At 70.9% G+C, this 23,714-nt stretch carries 22 protein-coding genes; 14 read left to right on the forward strand and 8 right to left on the reverse strand.

Going from position 1 to position 23,714, the window contains the following annotated elements; genetic code table 11:
• Positions 1 to 136: 136 nt before the first annotated feature.
• Positions 137 to 790: an amino acid-binding protein gene (locus MUY22_RS21125; protein ID WP_247064029.1), complete on the reverse strand. Its 654-nt coding sequence runs from the start codon at positions 788 to 790 to the stop codon at positions 137 to 139.
• 236 nt (positions 791 to 1,026) lie between these two features.
• Here MUY22_RS21125 and gatC point away from each other — a divergent pair, with 236 nt between their 5' ends.
• The 8 genes from gatC (at position 1,027) to MUY22_RS21165 (ending at position 9,299) form a co-directional block, all read left to right on the forward strand.
• Positions 1,027 to 1,326, forward strand: a complete 300-nt coding sequence (gatC, locus tag MUY22_RS21130) for an Asp-tRNA(Asn)/Glu-tRNA(Gln) amidotransferase subunit GatC (protein ID WP_247061885.1) — start codon at positions 1,027 to 1,029, stop codon at positions 1,324 to 1,326.
• The gene (gene gatA / locus MUY22_RS21135) at positions 1,323 to 2,840 is read left to right on the forward strand and encodes an Asp-tRNA(Asn)/Glu-tRNA(Gln) amidotransferase subunit GatA (RefSeq protein ID WP_247061887.1); all 1,518 of its coding nucleotides are present in this window, start codon (positions 1,323 to 1,325) and stop codon (positions 2,838 to 2,840) included. Before gatC ends, gatA begins: the two co-directional genes overlap by 4 nt.
• Positions 2,837 to 4,342 (forward strand): Asp-tRNA(Asn)/Glu-tRNA(Gln) amidotransferase subunit GatB, encoded by a 1,506-nt coding sequence (gene gatB / locus MUY22_RS21140; RefSeq protein WP_247061889.1) that lies wholly within the window; start codon positions 2,837 to 2,839, stop codon positions 4,340 to 4,342. Before gatA ends, gatB begins: the two co-directional genes overlap by 4 nt.
• Positions 4,343 to 4,350: 8 nt before the next feature.
• Positions 4,351 to 4,887 (forward strand): hypothetical protein, encoded by a 537-nt coding sequence (locus MUY22_RS21145; RefSeq protein ID WP_247061891.1) that lies wholly within the window; start codon positions 4,351 to 4,353, stop codon positions 4,885 to 4,887.
• 489 nt (positions 4,888 to 5,376) lie between these two features.
• Positions 5,377 to 6,486 (forward strand): Gfo/Idh/MocA family protein, encoded by a 1,110-nt coding sequence (locus MUY22_RS21150; protein WP_247061893.1) that lies wholly within the window; start codon positions 5,377 to 5,379, stop codon positions 6,484 to 6,486.
• Positions 6,483 to 7,400, forward strand: a complete 918-nt coding sequence (locus MUY22_RS21155; protein ID WP_247061895.1) for a PmoA family protein — start codon at positions 6,483 to 6,485, stop codon at positions 7,398 to 7,400. Before MUY22_RS21150 ends, MUY22_RS21155 begins: the two co-directional genes overlap by 4 nt.
• A gap of 9 nt (positions 7,401 to 7,409) precedes the next feature.
• Positions 7,410 to 8,156 (forward strand): cupin domain-containing protein, encoded by a 747-nt coding sequence (locus MUY22_RS21160; protein WP_247061897.1) that lies wholly within the window; start codon positions 7,410 to 7,412, stop codon positions 8,154 to 8,156.
• Positions 8,157 to 8,159: 3 nt separating this feature from the next.
• Complete coding sequence (locus tag MUY22_RS21165; protein ID WP_247061899.1) at positions 8,160 to 9,299, forward strand: Gfo/Idh/MocA family protein; 1,140 nt, start codon at positions 8,160 to 8,162, stop codon at positions 9,297 to 9,299.
• Between the two features lie 407 nt (positions 9,300 to 9,706).
• Here MUY22_RS21165 and MUY22_RS21170 read toward each other — a convergent pair whose 3' ends face one another.
• Positions 9,707 to 10,915, reverse strand: coding sequence for a sorbosone dehydrogenase family protein (locus MUY22_RS21170; RefSeq protein ID WP_247061901.1), 1,209 nt, complete (start codon positions 10,913 to 10,915; stop codon positions 9,707 to 9,709).
• Positions 10,916 to 10,980: 65 nt separating this feature from the next.
• Here MUY22_RS21170 and MUY22_RS21175 point away from each other — a divergent pair, with 65 nt between their 5' ends.
• Both MUY22_RS21175 and MUY22_RS21180 read left to right on the forward strand, forming a co-directional pair.
• Positions 10,981 to 11,889: a 2-hydroxyacid dehydrogenase gene (locus MUY22_RS21175; RefSeq protein WP_247061903.1), complete on the forward strand. Its 909-nt coding sequence runs from the start codon at positions 10,981 to 10,983 to the stop codon at positions 11,887 to 11,889.
• A 50-nt stretch (positions 11,890 to 11,939) separates the two neighbouring features.
• On the forward strand, positions 11,940 to 12,518 hold the full coding sequence (locus MUY22_RS21180) for a DoxX family protein (RefSeq protein WP_247061904.1): 579 nt from the start codon (positions 11,940 to 11,942) through the stop codon (positions 12,516 to 12,518).
• A gap of 166 nt (positions 12,519 to 12,684) precedes the next feature.
• Here MUY22_RS21180 and ilvD read toward each other — a convergent pair whose 3' ends face one another.
• Both ilvD and MUY22_RS21190 read right to left on the reverse strand, forming a co-directional pair.
• Positions 12,685 to 14,529, reverse strand: a complete 1,845-nt coding sequence (gene ilvD, locus MUY22_RS21185; RefSeq protein ID WP_247061905.1) for a dihydroxy-acid dehydratase — start codon at positions 14,527 to 14,529, stop codon at positions 12,685 to 12,687.
• A gap of 103 nt (positions 14,530 to 14,632) precedes the next feature.
• Positions 14,633 to 15,082 (reverse strand): PH domain-containing protein, encoded by a 450-nt coding sequence (locus tag MUY22_RS21190; RefSeq protein ID WP_247061906.1) that lies wholly within the window; start codon positions 15,080 to 15,082, stop codon positions 14,633 to 14,635.
• 336 nt (positions 15,083 to 15,418) lie between these two features.
• Here MUY22_RS21190 and MUY22_RS21195 point away from each other — a divergent pair, with 336 nt between their 5' ends.
• The 4 genes from MUY22_RS21195 to MUY22_RS21210 all read left to right on the forward strand — a co-directional run bounded on the left by MUY22_RS21195 (position 15,419) and on the right by MUY22_RS21210 (position 19,246).
• Positions 15,419 to 17,305, forward strand: a complete 1,887-nt coding sequence (locus MUY22_RS21195; protein WP_371827631.1) for an acetolactate synthase large subunit — start codon at positions 15,419 to 15,421, stop codon at positions 17,303 to 17,305.
• A gap of 1 nt (position 17,306) precedes the next feature.
• On the forward strand, positions 17,307 to 17,813 hold the full coding sequence (gene ilvN / locus MUY22_RS21200) for an acetolactate synthase small subunit (protein WP_003080760.1): 507 nt from the start codon (positions 17,307 to 17,309) through the stop codon (positions 17,811 to 17,813).
• A 33-nt stretch (positions 17,814 to 17,846) separates the two neighbouring features.
• The gene (gene ilvC, locus MUY22_RS21205) at positions 17,847 to 18,860 is read left to right on the forward strand and encodes a ketol-acid reductoisomerase (protein WP_247061907.1); all 1,014 of its coding nucleotides are present in this window, start codon (positions 17,847 to 17,849) and stop codon (positions 18,858 to 18,860) included.
• Positions 18,861 to 18,979: 119 nt separating this feature from the next.
• Positions 18,980 to 19,246, forward strand: a complete 267-nt coding sequence (locus MUY22_RS21210) for a DUF397 domain-containing protein (RefSeq protein WP_247061908.1) — start codon at positions 18,980 to 18,982, stop codon at positions 19,244 to 19,246.
• Here MUY22_RS21210 and MUY22_RS21215 read toward each other — a convergent pair.
• From MUY22_RS21215 to MUY22_RS21230, 4 genes are all read right to left on the reverse strand, one after another.
• Positions 19,243 to 20,112, reverse strand: coding sequence for a nuclear transport factor 2 family protein (locus MUY22_RS21215; protein WP_247061909.1), 870 nt, complete (start codon positions 20,110 to 20,112; stop codon positions 19,243 to 19,245). The genes MUY22_RS21210 and MUY22_RS21215 overlap by 4 nt on opposite strands.
• A gap of 70 nt (positions 20,113 to 20,182) precedes the next feature.
• Positions 20,183 to 21,520 (reverse strand): ankyrin repeat domain-containing protein, encoded by a 1,338-nt coding sequence (locus tag MUY22_RS21220; protein ID WP_247061911.1) that lies wholly within the window; start codon positions 21,518 to 21,520, stop codon positions 20,183 to 20,185.
• Positions 21,521 to 21,905: 385 nt separating this feature from the next.
• Entirely contained in the window at positions 21,906 to 22,733 is an 828-nt protein-coding gene (locus MUY22_RS21225) for a TIGR03620 family F420-dependent LLM class oxidoreductase (protein WP_247061913.1), read from the reverse strand.
• Complete coding sequence (locus MUY22_RS21230) at positions 22,730 to 23,629, reverse strand: TIGR03620 family F420-dependent LLM class oxidoreductase (RefSeq protein ID WP_247061915.1); 900 nt, start codon at positions 23,627 to 23,629, stop codon at positions 22,730 to 22,732. Before MUY22_RS21230 ends, MUY22_RS21225 begins: the two co-directional genes overlap by 4 nt.
• Positions 23,630 to 23,714: the final 85 nt, after the last annotated feature.

The raw sequence follows: 23,714 nt of genomic DNA on the forward strand, positions 1-23,714 counted from the left end.
CGATCTGAGCCGGAGCGTCATCGAGAGCCGGTCGAACGGGCGAACAGCCCGTCGACGGCCGCACCCGACCACCCGACCACCCGGCCGGGTGGTCGGGATGGCGTTGCCGGATTCGGGCGACGCGGTCTACCTCGCGTCAGCCGTCGAGGACGACCGCGACGATCCCCGCCAGGTGAGCGAGCCGGGCGACTTCGGCGGCGCGGAAGTTCGGTCCGCCGGGGCGGGCCACCAGCAGCGCCTTGCCCGGCTTGCCCAGTGGGGTCGCGGCCAGCTCGGTGCCCAGCTCCTTCCACGTCTCCGGGATCCAGGCCTCCTCGCTGTCGAGCACCGTCGCGCGCTCGAGCGGCAGCCAGGGCAGGTCCGTGATGGGAGTTTCCGGCGCGGCACTCGACGACGCCAGCCGGACGGCGCCGGTCTCGGAGTACTCGACGATCATCGCCCAGCCCGCGCGCACGATGCGGGGCACGCCCTCGGCCAGGATGTCGAGACCGGTCTTCGGCCGCGCGGCTATCTCTTCGACGAGCTCGAGCTCGCGGTGGGTGTCGAGCACGCCCGCGTACGGGCGGACCGCGTCAACTTCGACGCCTTCGACACTCTCCGCCGCCGTGATCAGCGCGTCGGGCAGGCGGCCCGACGGGAGCTCGACGACCAAGTCGTCCACGGCCACGCCCGTGCCGCGTTCGACGACGTCCACGCTGAGTATGTCCGCGCCTACCGTGCCGAGGGCCGTGGCGACCGCGCCGAGGGTCCCCGGGCTGTCCGGAAGGAGGACCCGGATCAGGAACGACACCACGCGCCCCTCTCACCTCTGGCGTCCCAGCCTTGCCGTGGGACGCTCGATGCCGGTCGCCGATTGTGACAGACCCACCCGGCTCGCGGGACCCACTGTCCGCCGGGCGGGACTTCGGTGTCGCCGGACGGCACTCGGCTTGCGCCGGGCGTAACCCAGTCGAGTCCGCCCACGCCGCCACCATAGACTTGCAGCTTCCGAGACAACCCGCACAGCACAACCCGGGAGTCACCCGCGTGCCCAACATTTCCCGAGACGAGGTTGCGCACCTCGCGAAGCTGGCCAGGCTGGCCGTGACCGACGACGAGATCGACGTCTTCGCCGGCCAGCTCGACCAGATCCTGGACTCGGTGGCCAAGGTGAGCGAGGTCGCCGCCGAAGACGTGCCGCCCACTTCGCACGCCGTGCCGCTGACGAACGTCTTCCGGCAGGACGTCGTCCGTCCCGGGCTCACCCAGCAGCAGGCCCTGGCCGGTGCGCCGGCCGCCGAAGAGGGCCGGTTCCGGGTGCCGCGGATTCTGGGGGAAGAGCAGTGACCGAGCTGATCAAGCTGACCGCCGCGGAACTGGCGGAGAAGATCCACACGCGCGAGGTGTCCGCGGTCGAGGTCACGCAGGCCCACCTGGACCGGATCGCCGAGGTGGACGACCACGTCCACGCGTTCCTGCACGTCGACACCGAGGGCGCGCTGGCCGCGGCCAAGGCCGTCGACGAGGGCATCGCCGGCGGCCAGGCGCCCGTGTCGCCGCTGGCCGGCGTGCCGCTCGCGCTGAAGGACGTCCTCACCACCGAAGGCATCCCGACGACGTGCGGGTCGAAGACCCTCGAGGGCTGGATCCCGCCGTACGACGCGACGGTGACGCGCAAGCTGCGCGAAGCCGGCGTCGTCATCCTCGGCAAGACCAACATGGACGAGTTCGCCATGGGGTCGTCGACCGAGAACTCGGCGTACGGCCCGACGCACAACCCGTGGGACCACGCCCGCATCCCGGGTGGTTCCGGTGGTGGTTCGTCGGCGTCGATCGCGGCCTTCGAAGCCGCGCTGGCGATCGGCACCGACACCGGTGGCTCGATCAGGCAGCCCGGCTCGGTCACCGGCACTGTCGGCGTCAAGCCGACCTACGGTGGCGTGTCGCGCTACGGCCTCGTCGCTTTCTCGTCGTCGCTCGACCAGGCCGGGCCGTGCGCCCGCACGGTGCTCGACGCCGCGCTGCTGCACGAGGTCATCGCCGGCTACGACCCGATGGACTCGACGTCCATCGACGCGCCGGTCCCGCCGGTCGTCGCCGCGGCCCGCCAGGGCGCGAACGGCGACCTGTCCGGCGTCCGCGTCGGCGTGGTGAAGGAGTTCGGCGGCGACGGCTACCAGCCGGGCGTGCTGCGGTCCTTCGAGGCCGCGGTCGAGCAGCTGCGCGCGCTCGGCGCCGAGGTCGTCGAGGTGTCCTGCCCGAACTTCACCTACGCGCTGCCGGCGTACTACCTGATCGCGCCGAGTGAGTGCTCGTCGAACCTCGCCCGGTTCGACGCCATGCGCTACGGCCTGCGCGTCGCCGACGACGGCACGCACAGCGCCGAAGAGGTCATGTCGCTGACGCGTGAAAAGGGCTTCGGTGCCGAGGTCAAGCGGCGGATCATGCTGGGCACGTACGCGTTGTCGTCTGGCTACTACGACGCTTACTACGGCTCGGCGCAGAAGGTGCGCACGCTGATCACGCGTGACTTCGCCTCGGCCTTCGAGAAGGTCGACGTCCTCGTTTCGCCGACCACGCCGACCACGGCGTTCAAGATCGGTGAGCGCGTCGACGACCCGATGGCGATGTACCTCGCCGACCTGTGCACCATCCCGTCGAACCTGGCCGGCAACGCCGCGATGAGCGTGCCGAGCGGCCTGTCCGACGAGGACGGCCTGCCCGTCGGCCTGCAGATCATGGCCCCGGCGCTCGCCGACGACCGGCTCTACCGGGTCGGCGCCGCCTACGAGGCCGCCCGCGACGCCGCCGCCGGCGGTTCGCTGGTCCACAAGGTCCCGGAGCTGGGAGGAACGAAGTGACTGCCGTGGCCGAGTTGATGGACTACGCCGACGTCATCGAACGCTTCAACCCGGTGCTCGGGCTCGAAGTGCACGTCGAGCTGAACACGAACACGAAGATGTTCTGCGGCTGCGCCAACGAGTTCGGCGGCGAGCCGAACACGAAGGTGTGCCCGACCTGCCTCGGCATGCCGGGCGCGCTGCCGGTGGTGAACGGCAAGGCCGTCGAAGGCGCGATCCGGATAGGTCTCGCGCTGAACTGCGAGATCGCCGAGTGGTGCCGGTTCGCCCGGAAGAACTACTTCTACCCGGACATGCCGAAGAACTTCCAGACGTCGCAGTACGACGAGCCGATCGCCTTCAACGGCTACCTCGACGTCACGCTCGACGACGGCGAGGTCGTGCGCGTCGAGATCGAGCGCGCGCACATGGAGGAGGACACCGGCAAGTCGCTGCACGTCGGTGGCGCCACCGGCCGGATCCACGGCGCCGAGCACTCGCTGCTCGACTACAACCGTGCCGGCGTGCCGCTGATCGAGATCGTCACCAAGACGATCGAGGGCACCGGCGAGCGGGCTCCCGAGGTCGCTCGGGCGTACGTGTCCGCGCTGCGTGACCTGCTGCGCGCGCTCGACGTGTCCGACGTCCGGATGGACCAGGGCTCGCTGCGCTGTGACGCGAACATCTCGCTCATGGCGAAGGACGCGACCGAGTTCGGCACCCGCACCGAGACGAAGAACGTCAACTCGCTGCGCAGCGTCGAGCGCGCGGTGCGCTACGAGATGACGCGGCAGGCGGCGATCCTCGCCGACGGCGGCACGATCAAGCAGGAGACGCGGCACTTCCAGGAGGCCGACGGCTCGACGTCGCCCGGCCGCACCAAGGAGACCGCCGAGGACTACCGGTACTTCCCGGAGCCCGACCTGGTTCCGATCGCGCCTTCGCGCGAATGGGTCGAGGAACTGCGCGGCACGCTGCCGGAGATGCCGGCCGAGCGTCGGAAGCGGATCCAGCAGGAGTGGTCGCTTTCCGACGAAGCCCTGCGTGACCTGCTGAACGTCGGCGCCGTGGACCTCGTGGCGGCCACGGTCGAAGCCGGCGCGAAGCCGGACGAGGCGCGCGGCTGGTGGGTCAACACCCTCGCCCAGGAGGCCAACGCCCGCGAGGTGGAGCTGGCCGACCTGGCCATCAGCCCGGCGCAGGTGGCCGAGGTCATCGGGCTGGTGACGTCCGGCGAGCTGACGAACAAGCTGGCCAAGGAAGTCGTCCAGGGCGTGCTCGCCGGCGAGGGTTCGCCGCGCGAGGTCGTCGAGAAGCGCGGGCTGAAGGTCGTCTCGGACGACTCGGCGCTGCTCGCGGCGATCGACGAGGCCCTGGCGTCGCAGCCGGACGTCGCGGAGAAGATCCGCGGCGGCAAGGTGGCCGCGGCGGGCGCGATCGTCGGCGCGGTCATGAAGGCGACCAAGGGACAGGCCGACGCCAAGCGGGTCCGCGAGCTGATCATCGAGCGCGTCGGTTCCTGACCGCTTTCATGACACAGCCGTTTTCCGTCAAGAGCGTCACCTGGCGCGAGTGGCTCGGCCTGGCGGCCGGGCTGCTCGCGCTGGGTTCGGCGTTCCTCCCGTGGACCACGCTCAGCACCAACAAGCCGGACATCGAGGACATCCTCTCGCAGCTGCCGCACGACCAGGTCGTGCGCGACGCGTGGGACTCGAGCTTCTTCGCCTGGTGCCCGCCGCTGCCGTTGCTGCTGGCCGGGCTAGTCGTGGTCGTTTTCGGACGAGTCCGGAACGTGCGGGTCAGCGGCCTGCCGCACCTGTGGCTGGTCGTCGCCGCGGCGTCGGTGCTGCTGATGGCGATCGGCTGGCTCACGCTCGACTGGGAGTTCGACGCCGACCAGCGGGGCATCTTCGAGGCGGCCGGCATCGCCATCGGCCCGGGTTTCGGCCGGTTCCTGGGGATGTTCGCCGCGCTGGCGTCCGGGGTGGTCGCTTTCCTGGACGTGCGGGCGATGCGCGCCGAAAGCCGGCAGCCGCGGAAACGCAGCCTGCGGGGCAAGAGCCGCTGATCCGCAAGAGGGCGCACGGGTCTGTGGACCGTCTGACCCTCTCGGCGTGCGGTGGCGAAGCCTGCACTTCTTTCTGATGGCGGCCTGCGGTGGCAAGGACTGGGATCCGCTTGACGTCGGTTTGCGGTGACGAGGTCCGCGGATCGCTCCCGCCGTCGATCTCTGGCGACACCATTCGCTGATCCGCCTGAGGTCGGCTGTCGTGGCCAGTTTCGGTGACCTACTGGACCCGTGTGTGGCGGCAAAGTCTGCCCGCTAACTCTGATTCGTGACGCTGTTGCCGGGCCCCACAGTGCGGCGGCCGACCAGTCTGAGTCGGTGCGTCCTCGTCCGTTCTGGTTGCGCACCAGGCGCTGACAACGTTGACAGTGGGACGGCCTGTTGCGTGAGAAAGCGCTTTCTGCGACGGTCGAGAAGGCCGCACTCCGGGGACGTCGGGACGTGGAGGCCGGTTGCCGGGCATCGACGCGGAGGGGAGGAGGTCCGAGCTTGCGTACCGGAAAGCGCTTACGAGTCGCCGTCGTCGGGGCCGGCGGGATCGCGAAAAGTCACTGGGCCGCGTACGAAGCCCATCGTGATGACGTCGAGGTGGTGGCCGTTGCGGACGTCGACGAAGCGCGTGCCGCCGCGTTCTGCGCCGAGGCTGTGAGCGCCAACCCGTATCTGGACCTCGACACCCTGTTGGCCGAGCAGGAACCCGACCTCGTCTCGATCTGCACTCCGCCCGGACTGCACGTCGAGCAGGCCAAGAAGGTTCTCGAGAGCGGCGCCTGGGCCTGGTGTGAGAAGCCGCCGTGCCGCTCGCTCGCCGAGTACGACGAGATCGCCTCCGTCGAACGGGACGGTGGGCCCTACGCCGCTTTCGTCTTCCAGCACCGGTTCGGCTCTGCAGCCGGGCACTTCCGGACGCTGCTCGCGGACGGGGAACTCGGCCGTCCGCTCGTCGCGCATTGCCAGACGACCTGGTACCGCGACGCCGGCTACTACGCCGTGCCGTGGCGGGGGAGGTGGGCGAGCGAGGGTGGCGGTCCGGCCATGGGCCACGGGATCCACCAGATGGATCTGCTGCTTCACCTGCTCGGCGACTGGGCCGAGGTGCGGGCGATGACCGCGCGGCTCGTGCACGACGTCGAGACCGAGGACGTCTCCACGGCGCTCGTCCGGTTCGAGTCGGGTGCGCTGGCGACCGTGGTCAACAGCGTGCTGTCGCCGGACGAAGTGAGCCGGATCCGGATCGACTGCGAAAACGCGACTGTCGAGCTCACCCACCTCTACGGCTACAGCGGCAAGGACTGGCGCTACACCCCGGCACCGCACGTGGTCGCCGATCGGACGACGCGCTGGGCCGCCCCGCCTGACGACGTCGCCAGCTCGCACACCGCCGCGTTCGCGCCGGTCCTGGCCGCGTTCCGGGCCGGGCGGCGGCCGCCGTGCAGTGGGGTGGATGGGCGGCGGGTGCTGGAACTCGTCGCGGCGCTCTACAAGTCGGCCTTCACCGGTGGCGGGGTGCGCCGGGGCGAGATCGGGCCGGGTGACGACTTCTACCGGTCGATGGCCGGCGCCGGTCAGGGCGTGGAGCAGGAAGGAGTGCGGATGTGAGCGCGGCGATCACCGTCACCCACCGGCACGGTGACCACGTCGCCGTCGAAGCCGGCGGGGTCCAGTTGATGTCCTATGTGTACAAACCCGACCCGGTGGCCTACGAGTCCCGCAAGCCCTACACCCATCCGCTGCGCACCCTCGGCGGACGGCGCGTCAGCGGTTACCGCCCGGCCGACCACCGCTGGCACAAGGGCCTGCAGATGACATCGAGCCACCTGTCCGGCCAGAACTTCTGGGGCGGCCACACCTACGTCCCGGGCGATTGGTACCAGGACCTGCCCGATCGTGTCGGTTCGATGCGGCACGACGAGTTCGACAATTTCACCGTCGGCGGTGACCGGCTGACCTTCACCGAGCAGCTCACCTGGGTCGCCAACAGCGGTGAGGAATGGGCTCGGGAGCGGCGCGACATCGTCGTCCACTCGGTCGAGCCGGACGAAGGCGCCTGGGCCATCGACTGGGCGATCGAGCTGACCAACATCCGCGACACGCCACTCGCGTTCGGCAGCCCGACCACCGCCGGCCGCGAGATGGCCGGGTACACCGGGCTGCACTGGCGTGGGCCGCGCGAGTTCAGCGGGGGGCGCATCCTCGGGCCCGGCGAGCTGGGCGGCGAGGAGATGATGGGCAGGCAGGCGCCCTGGCTGGCCTTCGTCGGCGAACACGACGACGTCGACGCGCATTCGACGCTCGTGTTCGCGCACGCCCCGGAGAACGACAGCGCGATCCACGAGTCGCACTGGTTCGTCCGTTCGCGGGACACGCCGACCGTGGCGATCTCGTGGGCGTTCTTCGAGGAATTCGTCCTGCCCCCGGGGGAGAGCTTCGCCTATCGCTACCGGATCGTCGTCGCCGATGGTGCCTGGGATCGCGACCGCATCACCGGCTACCTCGGCACGCACGGGTTCTGAGAGGCAGGCGTGGACGAATTCCCCCTTCCGGGTGGCATCGGCGTCTCCCACCTGCGGGCTTACGACTGGGCGGCCGAAGACGGCGTTTGCGGTGGCAGCCCGCACCTGCACCTCGCCTGCACCGAGGCGTACGTCGTCACGGGTGGGCGCGGCGCCGTGCAGACGCTGAGCGTCGACGGCTACGTCGAGACGCCGTTGTCGGCCGGGGTCATCGCGTGGTTCGCGCCGGGCACCGTGCACCGGATGGTGCAGGGCGGCGACCTGCGCGTCACCGTGCTCATGCAGAACAGCGGCCTGCCCGAGGCCGGCGACGCCGTGTTCACTTTCCCGCCCGCGGTGCTCGCCGACCACGCCGCCTACGCCGAGGCCGCGGCGTTGCCGAAGACCGACGACGCCGCTCGACGACGCCGTGACCTGGCGATTCGCGGCTACCTGCCGCTGCGTGAGGCGCTGCTCGACGGCGACCCGGAGCCGCTGCGGGCGTTCCACCGGGCGGCCGTCGCGCTCGTCGCGCCGAAGGTCGGGGAGTGGGTGCCGCAGTGGCGAGCCGGGGCGCTCAAGGCCGCCGAACTGACCGGCGCGCACCTCAAGGCGCTCGCTGATGGCGACGGGAGTCACCTCGAGCAATCGGGGGTGCGGGTCGCGACGCCGTCGAACCCCGACGGCTACGGCATGTGCGGCCGGCGCGCCGAATACGACATCCCCGGTGTGACCGCGCCGTACGGCGGCGAACGAATCGACGTGGAAGGCCGGTAGTTGATGAACCAGACCATCGGAGTGCTGCTCAACGGGGTCACCGGCCGGATGGGGTACCGGCAGCACCTGCTGCGGTCGGTGCTGGCGATCCGCGAACAGGGCGGGGTGGCGCTGCCGGACGGCACCCGCGCACAGCTCGAGCCGATCCTCGCCGGGCGCAACGCCGGCAAGGTCAAGGAACTCGCCGACCGGCACGGCCTGACGTCGTGGACCACCGACGTCGACACCGCGCTGGAGGACGTGCAGATCTACTTCGACGCGCAGCTGACGTCGGCGCGTGAGCCGGCGGTGCGCGCGGCGATCGCCGCGGGCAAGCACGTCTACGCCGAGAAGCCGTTGGCCGAGACCCTGGCTGGGGCGCTGGAGCTGGCGGGTCTGGCTCGGGACGCCGGGATCTGTCACGGCGTCGTGCACGACAAACTGTTCCTGCCCGGGCTGCGAAAGCTGCGGCGACTGGTGGATGGCGGCTTCTTCGGGCGCATCTTGTCCGTTCGCGGCGAATTCGGCTACTGGGTGTTCGAGGGCGACTGGCAGGATGCGCAGAGGCCGAGCTGGAACTACCGCGCGGAGGAGGGCGGCGGGATCGTGCTCGACATGTTCTGCCACTGGAACTACGTGCTGGAGAACCTGTTCGGCCGGGTTTCGGCCGTGACCGCGAAAGCGACAACGCACATCCCGCGTCGCTGGGACGAGCAGGGCGAGGCGTACGCGGCGACGGCGGACGACGCCGCGTACGGCATCTTCGAGCTGGAATCGGGGGCGATCGCGCAGATCAACTCGTCGTGGTCGGTGCGCGTCTTCCGCGACGAGCTGGTCGAGTTCCAGGTCGACGGCACCGAGGGCAGCGCGGTGGCCGGGCTGAGGCGGTGCCGCGTGCAGCACCGGTCGGCCACGCCGAAGCCGGTGTGGAACCCGGACCTGCCGGCGACCGAGGCGTTCCGGGACCAGTGGGCCGAGGTACCGGACAACGCGGAGTTCGACAACGGGTTCAAGGCGCAGTGGGAGGAGTTCGTCCGCGACGTGGTCGCCGGACGGCAACACCGCTACGACTTCTTCTCGGCCGCCAGGGGCCTGCAGCTCGCGGAGGCGGGGCTGACGTCGTCCGCGGAGGGACGACGGGTCGAGCTGAAGCCGCTCACCTGAACGGGAGCCGCTGGCTTGTGTGGTCGCCGAGCTGCCGACAGTTGCTCGGCTACTGGTGGTGGTCCGTTGGGCGACGAGGCGGCTGAGCTGGACTTGACGGCAGTCGGCTGACGCGAGCGGGCGCGGGTGGTGGCGTGGTCGGTCAGGTGACGACCGGGCTGAACCGGACCTGACGACGGCAGGCTGAGACGGGTCGGCGCAGGTGGTGACGTGGTCGGTCAGACGACGACGCGGCTGAACCTGACCAGACGTTGGGCGGCTGGCGAGCGCGCCGGTGCCGGTGGTGTGGTCGGTTGAGCGACGACGCCGCTGAACCGGAGCCGACGGGTTGCCGGGCGACTGGTCAGGTGACGTTGTCTCGGGCGCGACTACGACGGCGGCACCAGCGCTGAGCAAAGGGCGGGCCGTCAGTCCTTGCCGTTGCCGCCGCCGGAGGTGGCTGGTGTGATCAGGACGACTCGGTCGTCGCTCGAGACTGGGGTGCCGCCGTCCTTGTTGACCGTTCCCGCCACCGCCAGCTGGGGGTTGATCATGCTGATCCCCGCGAGGCGGCCGTACGTGACCGGGGGTTTGCCCGTCTTGCCGTCGAGGCTGATCGTCGGCTTGCCGCTGACCGCGCCCTCCGCCGTCACCGGGAGGTTCTGCAGGTTTCCGGCCAGGGATGTGCCCACCGAGACCGAGCCGTTGGCGTCGACGAAATCCGCGCACCCCGCCACGCCCGGCTTGTCCGGCCACGTCCACGCCGGGGTCGTGAGCGGCTGGCCGGTCTGCACCCGGTACAGCGCGTCCTTGTCGGCCAGCCGGTCGGTGACCCAGACGCGGCCACCGTCGGCCGAGGCGCAGAGGCCGCCCGGGGCGTGGAGGCCCGCCGCCACCGCGATGGCGCCCTTCGGGTTGCCCGCCGCGGCCTTGCCGGACGTGTCGATCCGCAGCACCTTGCCCGCCAGCGACGCCGGGTCGGCCGCCGCGTTCGGGTTGCCCGCGTCGCCCGTCGCGACCAGGAGCGCGCCGCGGTTGTCCGTGCCGAGCGAGCCGCGGTTGCCGGTCGCGCCCTTGGGGATGCCCGTGAGCACCGGCTTCGGCGTCTGGCCCTTCGCGAAGCGGACGACGCGGTTGTCCGTCGCCGTCGTCACGTAAGCGAACACGAGCTGGTCCTCGACGTACGACGGCGACAGCGCGAGGCCGGTCAGGCCGCCGTCGCCGGCCGCTTGGACGTCGAGCTTCGCGAACTCCGTGGCGTCCTTGCCGGCCGTGGCCAGCAGGACGCGGCCGCTCTTGCGCTCGCCCGCGAGCGCGCTCGGCGTGGAGCCGTCGCCCGGCAGGCCGGCGACCGCGGCCACCGTGTCCAGGCAGGTCGCGATCACCGTCTGGTCGAAATCCTTGCAACCCTGCGGTGGCGGGATCGTCGTGGCCGGCTGACCGGGGCGGGCCTGCTTGCCGTCGCCACCGGAGTCCGAGCCCGGACCCTGCACCTCGGGGGGTGATTCGGGGCTCGCGACCGGCGCTGGGCTGAACGTCTGGCCCGCCGCGGTGTCGTCGAACCGCGCACAACCGGCGGGCAGCAGGGCGCCGCAGGCGAGGATCGCCAGCAGGGCCGACCGGTACCGGGTTCGCATGATCGCCCAGCCTAGGGGCCGGTGCGTGAACCATGGGTGAGTACTCCTCGATTACCGTGGCGATCATGACGTTGACCGTGCTGGTGCCCGACGACGAAGGGCTGTCCGTGCTGGCCGAGGTGCCGCGGGTGCTCCCGGTGCGCTACCAGTGGGGCGAGCCGGTGCCACCCGAGGCCGCGAAGGCGGAGGTGCTCATCCCCGGCAAGCACCGCGCCGGCGACGAGCTGTGGCGCGTGCTGCCGAACCTGAAGCTGATCCAGCTGCTGTCCGCCGGCGCCGAGGACTGGGTCGGCAACGTGCCGGACGGCGTCCTGCTGTCCACCTGCCGCGGCGCGCACGGCGGCAGTACCGCCGAGTGGGTCGTCGCCGCGCTGTTGTCGATTTATCGCAAACTCGACGTCTTCGCCGACGCGCGCCGCGAGGGCCGCTGGGCGCGGCAGACCGCCGACACGCTGCAGGGCAAGCGCGTCCTCGTGATCGGGGCCGGCGACCTCGGGCAGCACCTGCGGCGGCGGCTCGAGCCGTTCGACGCGCGTTGCACCATGGTCGGGCTGACCGCCCGGGACGGCGTGCACGGCGTGCAGGAGCTGCCCGGGCTGCTCGGCCTGCACGACGCCGTCGTGCTGATGGTGCCGCTGACCTCGCGCACCCGCGGGATGGTCGACGCGGACTTCCTCGCCGAGATGCGGGACGGCGCGGTGCTGGTCAACGTCGCGCGCGGGAGTGTCGTGGACACCGGCGCCTTGGTCGCCGAGCTGACCACGGGCCGGTTGCGGGCCGCCCTCGACGTCACCGATCCGGAGCCACCGCCGGCCGGGCACCCGCTGTGGACCGTGCCGGGGCTGCTGCTGACTCCGCACATCGGCGGCGCCGTGCGCGGCGTGCGCGGGCGGTCGTACGCCGTCGCCGCGGCCGAGATCGCGCGCTACGCCGGGGGTGAACTGCCGGACAACCTGGTGCACGGGGAGTACTGAGCGCGGCGCGCTGCCTCGCCAGGCCCGCGCGGATCCCCTACCCTTCGCGCGTGACCAGTGCAGACGACTACTCGCAGCAGCCCACCAGCGTCCTGTCGGGTGTCGAGGACGACGGACCGGCCGACGACGGTCCCCGCCAGGGCGGGCTCGGGCTCGGCCTGCTGATCCTGCGGCTGGCGATCGGCGTGACCATGGGGGCGCACGGCCTGCAGCACCTGTTCGGCCTGTTCGGCGGGCCGGGCGTCGGCGGGTTCGCGCGGATGCTGGAGACGTTCGGCTACCACAAGCAGACGACGCTGCTGTCGTGGATCACCGGCATCACGGAGCTCGCGGGCGGAGCGCTCGTGGTCGTCGGGTTGTTCACGCCGCTGGCCGCGGCGGGGCTGCTGGGGGTGGCGGCGAACGCTGTCTACGCGAAGTTCCACGGCGGGTTCTTCGAGGGGCAGGGTCAGGGCTTCGAGTTCGAGCTGGTGCTCGGTCTCGGTGCGTTGAGCCTGCTGTTCACCGGGGCCGGGCCGATTTCGCTGGAGCGGAACACACCTTGGCGTCGGCGGCCGTTGCCGCTGGGACTGGTGAGCCTGCTGCTCGCCGCCGCGGCCTCGGTCGTGGTCATCGTGCTGACCCGATAGCGGGCTGTGGACAACTTCTTCTGACTCGGAGGGCCGGCTGTGGACCCGCCAGGGGAACTATGGCCGGGAAACGCGCGAAGGCCGTCCGCCGGGGAAACCGTGGCCGGGAAAGCGCGAAGGCCGCCCCCAGGAAGCAGGGACGGCCTTCGACGGCTGAAGCAGGGGCTTACTTGTTCGGGTCGCGGACCGCGCCCGTGTCGGCCGATGTTGCCATGCGGGCGTAGGCCCGCAGGGCCGCCGTGATGGGGCGCTCGCGGTCCTTTGGCTGCCACGGCCTCTCCGCCGTCTCCATCTTCGACCGGCGCTCCGCCAGGATCTCCGCGTCCACCAGGAGTTCCAGGCGACGCTCGTGGACGTCCAAGACGATCTTGTCGCCGTTTTCGACCAACGCGATCAGGCCGCCCGCGGCCGCCTCCGGGGAGATGTGGCCCACCGAGATGCCCGACGAGCCGCCCGAAAACCTGCCGTCCGTGATCAGGGCGCACTTCTTGCCCAGGCCCGAACCCTTGAGGAACGCCGTCGGGTGCAGCATTTCCTGCATGCCCGGACCGCCCGCGGGGCCTTCGTAGCGGATGACCAGGACCTCGCCCGGCTGGATCTCCTTCTTGAGGATCGCCGACACGGCCTCCTCCTGGCTCTCCAGCACCCGCGCCGGGCCTTCGAAGTGCCACAGCTCTTCGTCGATGCCCGCGGACTTGATCACCGCGCCGTTCTCGGCGAGGTTGCCGCGCAGGATGGCCAGGCCGCCGTCCTTCGTGTACGCGTGCTCGACGTCGCGGATGCAGCCGCCCGCCGCGTCCGTGTCCAAGGACGACCAGCGGTTCGAAGTCGAGAACGCCTGGGTCGTGCGGACTCCGCCCGGCGCCGCGTGGAACAACTCCAGGGCAACATCAGAGGGCGACGAAGCGCGGATGTCCCAGGCGGAAAGCCAGGACTCGATGTCGGGGGAGTGCACCGAGCGGACGTCGGTGTTGAGCAGGCCGCCGCGGTACAGCTCGCCCAGGATCGCCGGGATTCCGCCCGCGCGGTGGACGTCTTCCATGTGGTAGTCGGAGTTCGGCGCCACCTTGGACAGACAGGGCACGCGACGGCCGATCGCGTCGATGTCGTCGATCGTGAAGTCGACCTCGCCCTCGCGGGCGGCGGCGAGGATGTGCAGCACCGTGTTCGTCGAGCCGCCCATCGCCATGTCGAGGGCCATCGCGTTCTCGAACGCCGCCTTCGACGCGATCGTCCGCGGCAGGGCCGAGTCGTCGTCCTGCTCGTACCAGCGCTTGCAGAGCTCGACGACCGTCCGGCCGGCTTCCTCGAACAGCGCGCGACGCGCGGCGTGCGTGGCCAGCGTCGAGCCGTTGCCCGGCAGCGACAGGCCCAGGGCCTCGGTCAGGCAGTTCATCGAGTTCGCGGTGAACATGCCGGAGCACGAACCGCAGGTCGGGCAGGCCGAACGCTCGACGATGTCCAGACCGTCTTCGTCGACGTCGGGGCTGGCCGACGCGGCGATCGCGGTGATCAGGTCGGTCGGGGCCTGCGCGACGCCGCCCACGACCACGGCCTTGCCGGCCTCCATCGGCCCGCCGGAGACGAACACGACCGGGATGTTCAGCCGCATCGCGGCGTTGAGCATGCCCGGGGTGATCTTGTCGCAGTTGGAGATGCAGACGAGGGCGTCGGCCTGGTGCGCGTTGACCATGTACTCGACCGAGTCGGCGATGATCTCGCGCGAGGGCAGCGAGTAGAGCATGCCGGAGTGGCCCATCGCGATGCCGTCGTCGACGGCGATCGTGTGGAACTCGCGCGCGACGCCGCCGGCTTCCTTGACCGCGCCGGCGACGATCTCGCCGAGGTCCTTGAGATGCACGTGGCCGGGCACGAACTGCGTGTAGGAGTTGGCGATCGCCACGATCGGCTTGCCGAAGTCGCTGTCGGTCATGCCGGTGGCGCGCCAGAGCGAGCGCGCGCCCGCCGCGTTGCGGCCGTGGGTGGTGGTCCGGGAACGGAGAGGCGGCACGGCGAACTCCCAGGTCGAATGGGGGCCAGGCGGAGGTTCGGGACGCTCCGCAGAAACTGGTCCTACCAATTTAGACCTTCACGGGGCCGCGCCGCCGTGGGGGTTACTCGCTGGGCGACGTCTCGGGCTTGGCCGGCTTGACGTCTTCGTTGTCGAGCAGCCCGCTCGGGTCGGCGACGAGGCCCTCGCTCACCAGCGACAACACCGGCAGGTGCCGGGTCCGCACGGTCGGCAGCGGCACCTTCGTGCCGTCCGTCAGCACGGCCTGGACGCGGGATCGCTTGGTGATCGCCAGCCCCTTCAACGCCGACCACGGCACGTCGCGGTGGCCGAACATCGTGCGCGTCGCCAGGCCTTCGCGCGTCGCGACGGTGCGGGTGCGGATCACGAACACCGCCAGCGCGATCGGGAAGACGTAGAGCCACTGCAGGTACGGGATCTCCCCGAGGGCGATCGGCGTCACGCAGATCGTCAGGAGCGCGATCGCCATGAACGACGTGCGGGGGATGCGGAAGACGGCCTTCCGGCCCGTGTCCTGCTCTTTTTCGGCCACGCCGAAATGGTGCACCGCCCCGCGCGAGCACGGGGAACCGGGTCGGTGCGGACGTGACACGCGCCGCGCCGATGTCCACGATGCGGACTCTCCGTCCCGCAGAGTTGACACCTGAGAGACCTTCGGACTAGCGTCAGCGTCGTGACACCGCTGACCGGCCTCGTACTTCCCAAGCGCGTCGACGCTTAGGGAAGTCTTTCCGCTGCGTCGACGCGCGACCCTCGTGCGACCTTACGGTCGGCGAGGGTTTTTTGTTGCCCGAGGGAAGCAATTCCTGGCCCCACCGCACAAAAACCGACCCGAACGAGTGACACCGAGACCCACGAGGCAGAACCGATGACCAGTGCCACAAACCCGACGAAGCCGGGCCCGGCGCCCGGCGCGCCAGGAGCACGTCCGAAGCCGGCGCCACCGGCGGGAACCCCGGTGCGCGTCACCGGCGCGCAGTCGCTCGTGCGCTCGCTCGAGGCGGTCGGCGCCGAGGTGGTCTTCGGGATTCCGGGCGGCACCATCCTGCCCGCCTACGACCCGCTGCTGGACTCCACGAAGGTCCGCCACATCCTGGTCCGCCACGAGCAGGGCGCGGGCCACGCGGCCACCGGCTACGCGCAGGCCACGGGCAAGGTCGGCGTCTGCATGGCCACCTCCGGCCCCGGCGCGACGAACCTGGTCACCCCGCTGGCCGACGCGAACATGGACTCCGTCCCGGTCGTGGCCATCACCGGCCAGCAGAGCCGGGCGCTGATCGGCACCGACGCGTTCCAGGAAGCCGACATCTGCGGCATCACCATGCCGATCACCAAGCACAACTTCCTCGTCACGGACCCCGCGGACATCCCGCGGACCATCGCCGAGGCGTTCCACCTGGCGTCCACGGGCCGACCCGGCCCGGTCCTGGTGGACATCCCCAAGGACGTGCTGCAGGAGATGACCTCGTTCTCCTGGCCGACCGAGCTGCGCCTCCCGGGTTACCGCCCGACGCTGCGCCCGCACGGCAAGCAGGTCCGCGAAGCCGCGAAGCTCGTCGCGAAGTCGCGTCGCCCGGTGCTCTACGTCGGCGGCGGCGTGATCAAGGCGGAGGCGCACGAGCAGCTGAAGCAGCTCGCCGAGCTGACCGGCATCCCCGTCGTCACCACGCTGATGGCGCGCGGCGCGTTCCCCGACTCGCACCCGCAGCACCTCGGCATGCCGGGCATGCACGGCACGGTCGCCGCCGTCGCCGCGATGCAGCGCGCCGACCTGCTGATCGCGCTCGGCGCCCGGTTCGACGACCGCGTCACCGGGCAGCTCTCGTCGTTCGCGCCGGACGCCGCCATCGTGCACGCCGACATCGACCCGGCCGAGATCTCCAAGAACCGCAAGGCGGACGTCCCGATCGTGGGCGACTGCAAGGAGATCATCGGCGAGCTGATCACGGCCGTGCAGACCGAGTTCGACCACGGCGGCAAGCCCGACCTCACCGACTGGTGGACCCAGGCCGACGGCTGGCGCAAGAACTACCCGGCCGGTTACGAGTGGCCGGACGACGGTTCGCTGTCGCCGCAGTACGTCATCGAGCGGATCGGCCAGATCGTCGGCCCGGACGCGGTGTACGCCGCCGGTGTCGGCCAGCACCAGATGTGGGCCGCGCAGTTCGTCAAGTACGAGAACCCGCGCACCTGGATCAACTCCGGCGGCCTCGGCACCATGGGGTACGCGGTGCCCGCGGCGATGGGCGCGCAGTTCGGCGTCCCCGGCACCCAGGTGTGGGCGATCGACGGCGACGGCTGCTTCCAGATGACCAACCAGGAGCTGGCCACCTGCGCCATCGAAGGCGCGCCGATCAAGGTCGCCGTCATCAACAACGGCAACCTGGGCATGGTCCGGCAGTGGCAGAACCTCTTCTACTCGGAGCGGTACTCCAACACCGACCTCGGCACGCACAAGCACCGCATCCCGGACTTCGTGCTGCTCGCCGAGGCGCTGGGCTGCGCCGGGCTGCGCTGCGAGACGAAGGAAGACGTCGACGCCACCATCCGCCGCGCGATGGAGATCAACGACCGCCCCGTCGTGATCGACTTCGTCGTGGGGAAGGATGCCCAGGTGTGGCCGATGGTCGCGGCCGGCACCGGCAACGACGAGATCATGGCGGTCCGGGGCATCCGGCCGCTGTTCGACGACGACGAGGTTTCGGTGGAGACGACCGAAGCCGCCGCGGAAGCCGCTGGGGAAGGTGAGCGCTGAGATGAGCGTCCACACGCTGAGTGTCCTGGTCGAGAACAAGCCGGGTGTGCTCGCGCGCGTCTCGGGCCTGTTCTCCCGCCGCGGTTTCAACATCGAGTCCCTCGCCGTCGGGCCCACGGAGAACCCCGAGGTGTCCCGCATGACGATCGTGGTCGCCGTCGAAGAGCTACCGCTCGAACAGGTGACCAAACAGCTCAACAAGCTGGTCAACGTGATCAAGATCGTCGAGCTGGAGCAGTCGACCGCCGTGCAGCGCGAACTGCTGCTCGTGAAGGTTCGCGCCGACAACACCGTGCGCAGCCAGGTCCTCGAAACCGTCCAGCTCTTCCGGGCGAAGGTGGTGGACGTCTCCCCGGAGGCGCTCACCGTCGAAGCCACGGGGACGTCCGACAAGATCGGTGCCCTGCTGCGGATGCTGGAGCCCTATGGCATCCGCGAGCTGGTGCAGTCAGGCATGGTCGCGGTGGGGCGGGGCGCCCGTTCCATCACCGCCACATCACCGCGTTAAAGAAGTAAGTCTCGAAAGGAAGCAGTAACCCCCATGGCAGTGGAAATCTTCTACGACGACGACGCCGACCTCTCGATCATCCAGGGGCGCAAGGTCGCTGTCATCGGCTACGGCAGCCAGGGCCACGCCCACTCGCTGAGCCTGCGCGACTCCGGCGTCGACGTCCGCATCGGCCTGCCCGAGGGGTCCAAGTCGCGGGCGAAGGCCGAGGAGCAGGGCCTGCGCGTGCTCACCCCGGCCGAGGCGTCGGCCGAAGCCGACCTGATCATGATCCTGGCGCCGGACACGAAGCAGCGCCACATCTACGAGCAGGACATCGCGCCGAACCTCAAGGACGGCGACGCGATCTTCTTCGGGCACGGCTTCAACATCCGCTACGACCTGATCAAGCCGCCGTCCAACGTGGACGTCGCCATGGTCGCCCCGAAGGGCCCGGGCCACCTCGTGCGCCGCCAGTTCGTCGACGGCAAGGGCGTCCCGGCGCTCATCGCGGTCGAGCAGGACGCCTCCGGCAACGCCCAGGCGCTCGCGCTGTCCTACGCCGCGGCCATCGGCGGTGCCCGCGCCGGCGTCATCAAGACGACCTTCACCGAGGAGACCGAGACCGACCTCTTCGGCGAGCAGGCCGTGCTCTGCGGTGGCGCGTCCGCGCTGGTGCAGACCGGTTTCGAGGTGCTCACCGAGGCCGGTTACGCCCCGGAGATCGCCTACTTCGAGGTGCTGCACGAGCTGAAGCTGATCGTCGACCTGATGTACGAGGGCGGCATCGCGCGCCAGCGCTACTCGATCTCCGACACCGCCGAGTACGGCGACCTGACCCGCGGCCCGCGCGTCATCTCGCCGGCGGTCAAGGAAGAGATGAAGAAGATCCTCGGCGAGATCCAGGACGGCACGTTCGCCCGCGAATGGGTCGCCGAGGACGAGGCCGGCCGGCCGAACTTCACCAAGCTCGAGGAGCAGGGCAACCAGCACCCGATCGAGGCGACCGGCAAGAAGCTGCGCGACCTGATGTCGTGGGTGGACCGGCCGATCACCGAGACCGCCTGAGTTTCGCGAAGGTCCGTGAAGGCCCCCTTACCGGCGCAAGATTCCGGTAAGGGGGCCTTCACGGCTTTCCGGGACAGGGGAGCGGTTTCGCTCGGTGCCCGGGTGGTTACGCTGGTGGCATGAGCGAGCAGCCGGCCGACGACAAGGCGCACATCCGGCACCACCTGGACTTCACCGAGGCCGAGTGGATCCGGGCCGAGCCCGAGGGCGCCGCGCTCGACGAGGTCGCCGAGTACGCGTTCGTCCCGCACACCGACGGCGTCACCTACGTCGCGATGCGGAAGTCGACGGACCCCGGCGGCACGGTCCTCGTCTTCACCCCCGCAGAGTGGGACGCCTTCGTGAAGGGCGTCCGCGACGGCGAGTTCGACTTCCCCGGCGCCTAAGAACCCAGGCGGGCGGCCAGCGCGGGGATCGTCCCGGTGTCGCCGGCGACGGCGAGGTGGTCGCCGTAGTCGCGGGACTCGACGATCAGGCCGTCGCGGATCCGCATCACGAAGATGTTCGCGATCCGCACCGGACGGCCGCCGTATTCGCCCTGGTAGGCGAACTCGCCGATCAGCACCTCCGGGTCCGTGGTCTGGTAGGTGACCAGGTCCGCGACCGAAAAGCCGGGGTTGAGCGCCTTCCCGGCTGCGAAGTGCGCGCGCAGCTCGTCGCGCGTCCGGACCACGCCCGAGCCCGGCAGGAACGGGTGCGTCACGTGGGTTTCCTCGGCGTACAGCTCCGGCAGCTCGTCCCAGCGCGCGCCCGCGACGCCGTGGACGAGCCGCTCGAACACACTGCCCGCGCTCTCCGGCGTGACCGGGGAGAGCTCCCGCGGCGGCGCTTGCTCGTAGGCCTTCGGCAGCTGGTCGACGCCGTCGCGGATCGCGGCGAGCCGCAGGTAGTCGTGGTAGTCGCGGGATCCGGCGATGAGGCCGTCGCGGATCCGCAGGACCTGGATGTTGGCCGTGACGTCGGTCTTGCCGGTCTCGGCCGACTCGGCGTCGTAGTCGTACTCGGCGACGATCACCTCGGGGTCCGTGGTCTCGTGGACGACGACGTTCTTGGGCTTGAGCCGGACCATCCCGGCGAGCGGGCCGGCGAACCGCTCGTGGACGGCCGCGCGGCCGGTGGTGCGCGTCGGCCGCGGCACGGCTTGGGGGTGCTCGACGACGGTGTCCTCGGCGTAGAGCGCGGAAAGCTCGCCGAACCGTCCTTCGCCGATCCCGTCGGACAGCGCGGCGAACACGTCGCGGGGTGAGTTCACAAGGTCCTCCCAGAAGACAAAACGGAGTCTGTAGTCCGTCTCGACGATACGGACTACAGACTCCGGTTGTCTACAGAGCAGCCAGCAGCTCCTTCGCGGCCGGCTGGTCGCAGTGCTCGGCCCAGGACTCCGGCGTGCTGTCGAACAGCGCGTCCCGCGCGGCCAGGTCGGCGCCGCCTTCGACGAGCACCCGGATCACGTCGAGGTGCCCGGACTGCGCCGCCAGGTGCAGGGCGGTGGCGCCTTCACCGTGGTTCGGGCCGCCGAACGTGCCCGCGTGGTTCACGTCGGCGCCGAGGTCCAGCAACGTCCGGACCGCCGCGAGCTTGCCGGACGCGGCCGCCCAGGTCAGGGCCGTGCCGCGGTAGACGTCGGCGTCGATGCGGGCGCCGCGCGCGACGAGCGTGCGCAGGGCGCCGGCGCGGTCGTTGCGGGCCGCCCAGGCCAGGGCCTCGTCGCGGACCTCCGCCGGGTCGTCGCCCGGGCGCCAAGCCGGGAAACCGCTGTGCGGGCGGTAGAAGCCGCGGTGTTCACCCGCGGCCGGGGCCAGGGTGCCGTCCGGTTTCAGCAGTTCGTCCAGGAGTGCCGCGTCGCCGAGGCCGGCCGCGACGCGCAGGTTGCCGGGGGCGAGATCCCGGGCCGCCAGCTTTTCCGCCGCCTTGCGGTGCCCCCAGAACAAGGCGACGACCAGGGGTGTGCCGCCGTCTCCGCGCGCGGAGACGGCGACCGGCGCGCCCGCGTCGAGCAGGAGGTCGACGAGCCGCGCCTGGTCGCTGTAAGTGGCCTGGTGCAGCGGTGTCCAGCCGTGGACGTTGCCGCGCGCCGGGTCCGCGCCGTGGTCCAGCAGGACCCGGCTGAGCCGCTCGTCGCCGGTCGCGCCGGCCATGCCGAGCAGGTCGTTGCCGTTGGTGCCGCGGGCGGTGACGAGCCCGGGGAACCCGTCGAGGAGGGTCGCCAGCGCGTCGGGATCCCGCGCCTCGACCGCACGGTACGCCCGGGCGAACGGCTCCCCGCTGTCCACAAGCGACTTGACGTGCTCGCGAAGTGCTTTCCAGGAAACGAAACCGTGTTCGCGGGCGACGACCACGCGGGCGCCGTCGCGGGTGACCGGCTGGCTCCAGCGGTCGAACGGCTCGCGCGCGCCGGGCGTCTCGTCTTCGGCGGACGCGAGCAGGCCGAGCGCGCGCCCGGCGTAGTAGTGGACGTCCTGGTGGTACGGGTGCTGCAGGGTTTCGCCGTGCTCGGTGACGCGCCGGACGTACGCCTGCAGCTTCGGCCAGCTCGGGAAACCGTGCTCGCGCGCGATCCGGAACTGCGCTTCGGACAGCTTCACGGCTTCGGCGCGCGCGAGTTCTTTCGCGCGTTTGCGCAGCTGGTCCAGGCTGGGTTTGGCGGGCAACGTGCCCATGGTGCCTCCTTTCCTCGGGCGCCCGTGGTCCGCCGGCACCGGGCAGGAAAGAAGGTGCGGAGCTGGTGGTGCGGTGCTGCGGGGGTGGGCTCGGCCCTTTCCGCGGACGGGACGCGGCCCTCACCGCGTCCCGCCAGCGTACCCCGGTCAGGGGCCTCACGTGATCCACGACGGATCTCACGTGATCGAGCCCGGAACTCGCGTGATCGAAGCCGGAACTCGCGTGATTGAGCCCGGCACTCGCGAGTTACGGCCCTGATCACGTGAGTTCCGGTTCTGGTCACGCGAGTTCCGGTTCTGGTCACGCGAGTTCCGGTTCTGGTCACGCGAGTTCCGGTTCTGGTCACGCGGGTTACGGCTCTGGTCACGCGAGATCCGGGGTCGGTCAGGGGACGAGTGTGGACAGGTGGCGGTAGGAGTCCTTGGTGCGGGCCAGGACCTGGACGCAGACGTGGTCGGCGCCGGCGTCGAGGTGGGCCCGGATCCGGTCGGTCACCCGCTGCTCGCCGCCGAAGGCGACCAGGGCTTCGACCAGGCGGTCGCTGCCGCCGTCGGCCAGGTCCTCGTCGGTGAAGCCGAGCCGGCGGAGGTTCGCCTGGTGGTGCGGGGCGAGCTTCACGTACGTGCCGACGTGCTCCCGGGCCGCGTCGCGGGCCGCCTCGGGAGATGCGTCCAGCACCACCGCCTGCTCGACGGCCAGGTACTTGCCCGGGCCGAGCCGGTCCCGCGCCACCGCCGTGTGCTCCGGCGGGACGAAGTACGGGTGGGCGCCGTCCGCCCGCTCGGCCGCCAGGTCGAGGGCGCGCGGGCCGAGCGCCGCGAGCAGCCGGCGCGGGCGGGGTGCCGGCGCCGGCAGTCCCGGCAGCGCGGCCGCGTCCATCCCGGCCAGGTACTCGCGCATCGCCGAAATCGGGCGCGCACCGGGGAAGTGGCCGCCGAGCCCGACGGTGAAGCGGCCCGGGTAGGCCTCGCCCAGTGCCCGCGTCGCCGCCTCCGCCGTGATCGGCGCCCGCCGGTCGAAGCGGGCGATCCCGGTGGCCACGGTGAGACGGGAGGTCGCCGCCAGGATCAGCGCGGCCTGGGTGAACGCCTCCCGCCCGGCGTACTCGCCGAACCAGAGCGTGTCGAAGCCCAGTTCCTCGACTTCGGCGGCGGTCTCCCGCAGCTCGCCGATCGGGGCGTCCTCGAAGAACCGCCAGATCCCGACGCTCACCGGACCACCGCCGGCGCCAGCTCGGCCAGGATGTCCACAGTGGAGCCGAACGTGGCCGCGGACGGCGTCAGCAGCACGTGGTCCGCGCCCGCGTCGAGCAGCTCGTCCAGACGTTTCGCGATGGTTCCCGCGTCACCCCACAGGACGAGGTCGTCGACGAACCGGTCGCTCGGGCCGTCGATGTCGGCTTCGGTGTAGCCGAGCCGTTTCCAGCCCGCGAGGTAGGCCTCGATGTGGTGCTCGCGCGAGAGCGCCACCCGCTTCCGGACGCTTTCGCGGGCGTCCTCGCGGGTGCCGAGCAGCACCGTCTGCTGCGGGATCAGCAGCTTGTCCGGCCCGAGGATCTCCCGGGCGTACGGCGTGTGGCTGACGGGCTGGGCGAACGGGTGCGCGCCGTCGGCGTGGTCGCGGGACAGCTCCAGCATCTTCGGCCCGACGGCGGCCAGCACCCGCGGAAACGCCACCGGGGAAGGGTTTTCCGCGGCGATGTCGTCCATTTCGGACAGGTAGGCGCGCATCCGGTCGATCGGCCGGTACGCCTCGCCGGCCTTCGTGGCCTGGAACCGGTGCCCGACGCCGACACCGAGCACGAACCGGCCGGGGTGGGCCTGGGCCAGGGTGGCGCCGCCCTTCTCGGCGGTCACCCCCGGCCGGGCCCAGAGGTTGGCGATGCCGGTGCCGAGCACGACGTCCGGCACCGACGCGAGCAGGTCGCCGAAGTGGGCGAACACCTCGCGCGAGCCGGGGCCTTCGCCGCTCCAGACCGAGCGGTAGCCGAGCTCGGCGAGCCGGCGGGTGGCCGCGCGCTCGACGTCCGGCGGCGGGGCCAGCGGGGCACTCGGCAGCCAGGCGCCGATGGCGCCGAGCCGGGCCCGGGTTTCTTCGATCAGGGTCATCCTCGTCCCTCCAGTAATATGAGGCTGCCTCCGGTTAATATACGGAGGCGGCCTCCGATTGGCTACCCGGTAAGCTCGGAAGGGC

It is taken from the genome of Amycolatopsis sp. WQ 127309 (genome assembly GCF_023023025.1).
In the GTDB taxonomy this organism is placed as follows: Bacteria; Actinomycetota; Actinomycetes; order Mycobacteriales; family Pseudonocardiaceae; genus Amycolatopsis.

Coding starts and splice junctions, on each gene's coding strand:
- MUY22_RS21170 (WP_247061901.1), bottom strand. CDS start 10,915: ATGCGAACCCGGTACCGGTCGGCCCTGCTGGCGATCCTCGCCTGCGGC.
- MUY22_RS21175 (WP_247061903.1), top strand. CDS start 10,981: ATGACGTTGACCGTGCTGGTGCCCGACGACGAAGGGCTGTCCGTGCTG.
- MUY22_RS21220 (WP_247061911.1), bottom strand. CDS start 21,520: ATGGGCACGTTGCCCGCCAAACCCAGCCTGGACCAGCTGCGCAAACGC.
- MUY22_RS21145 (WP_247061891.1), top strand. CDS start 4,351: ATGACACAGCCGTTTTCCGTCAAGAGCGTCACCTGGCGCGAGTGGCTC.
- MUY22_RS21230 (WP_247061915.1), bottom strand. CDS start 23,629: ATGACCCTGATCGAAGAAACCCGGGCCCGGCTCGGCGCCATCGGCGCC.
- MUY22_RS21195 (WP_371827631.1), top strand. CDS start 15,419: ATGACCAGTGCCACAAACCCGACGAAGCCGGGCCCGGCGCCCGGCGCG.
- MUY22_RS21165 (WP_247061899.1), top strand. CDS start 8,160: ATGAACCAGACCATCGGAGTGCTGCTCAACGGGGTCACCGGCCGGATG.
- MUY22_RS21210 (WP_247061908.1), top strand. CDS start 18,980: ATGAGCGAGCAGCCGGCCGACGACAAGGCGCACATCCGGCACCACCTG.
- ilvC (WP_247061907.1), top strand. CDS start 17,847: ATGGCAGTGGAAATCTTCTACGACGACGACGCCGACCTCTCGATCATC.
- ilvN (WP_003080760.1), top strand. CDS start 17,307: ATGAGCGTCCACACGCTGAGTGTCCTGGTCGAGAACAAGCCGGGTGTG.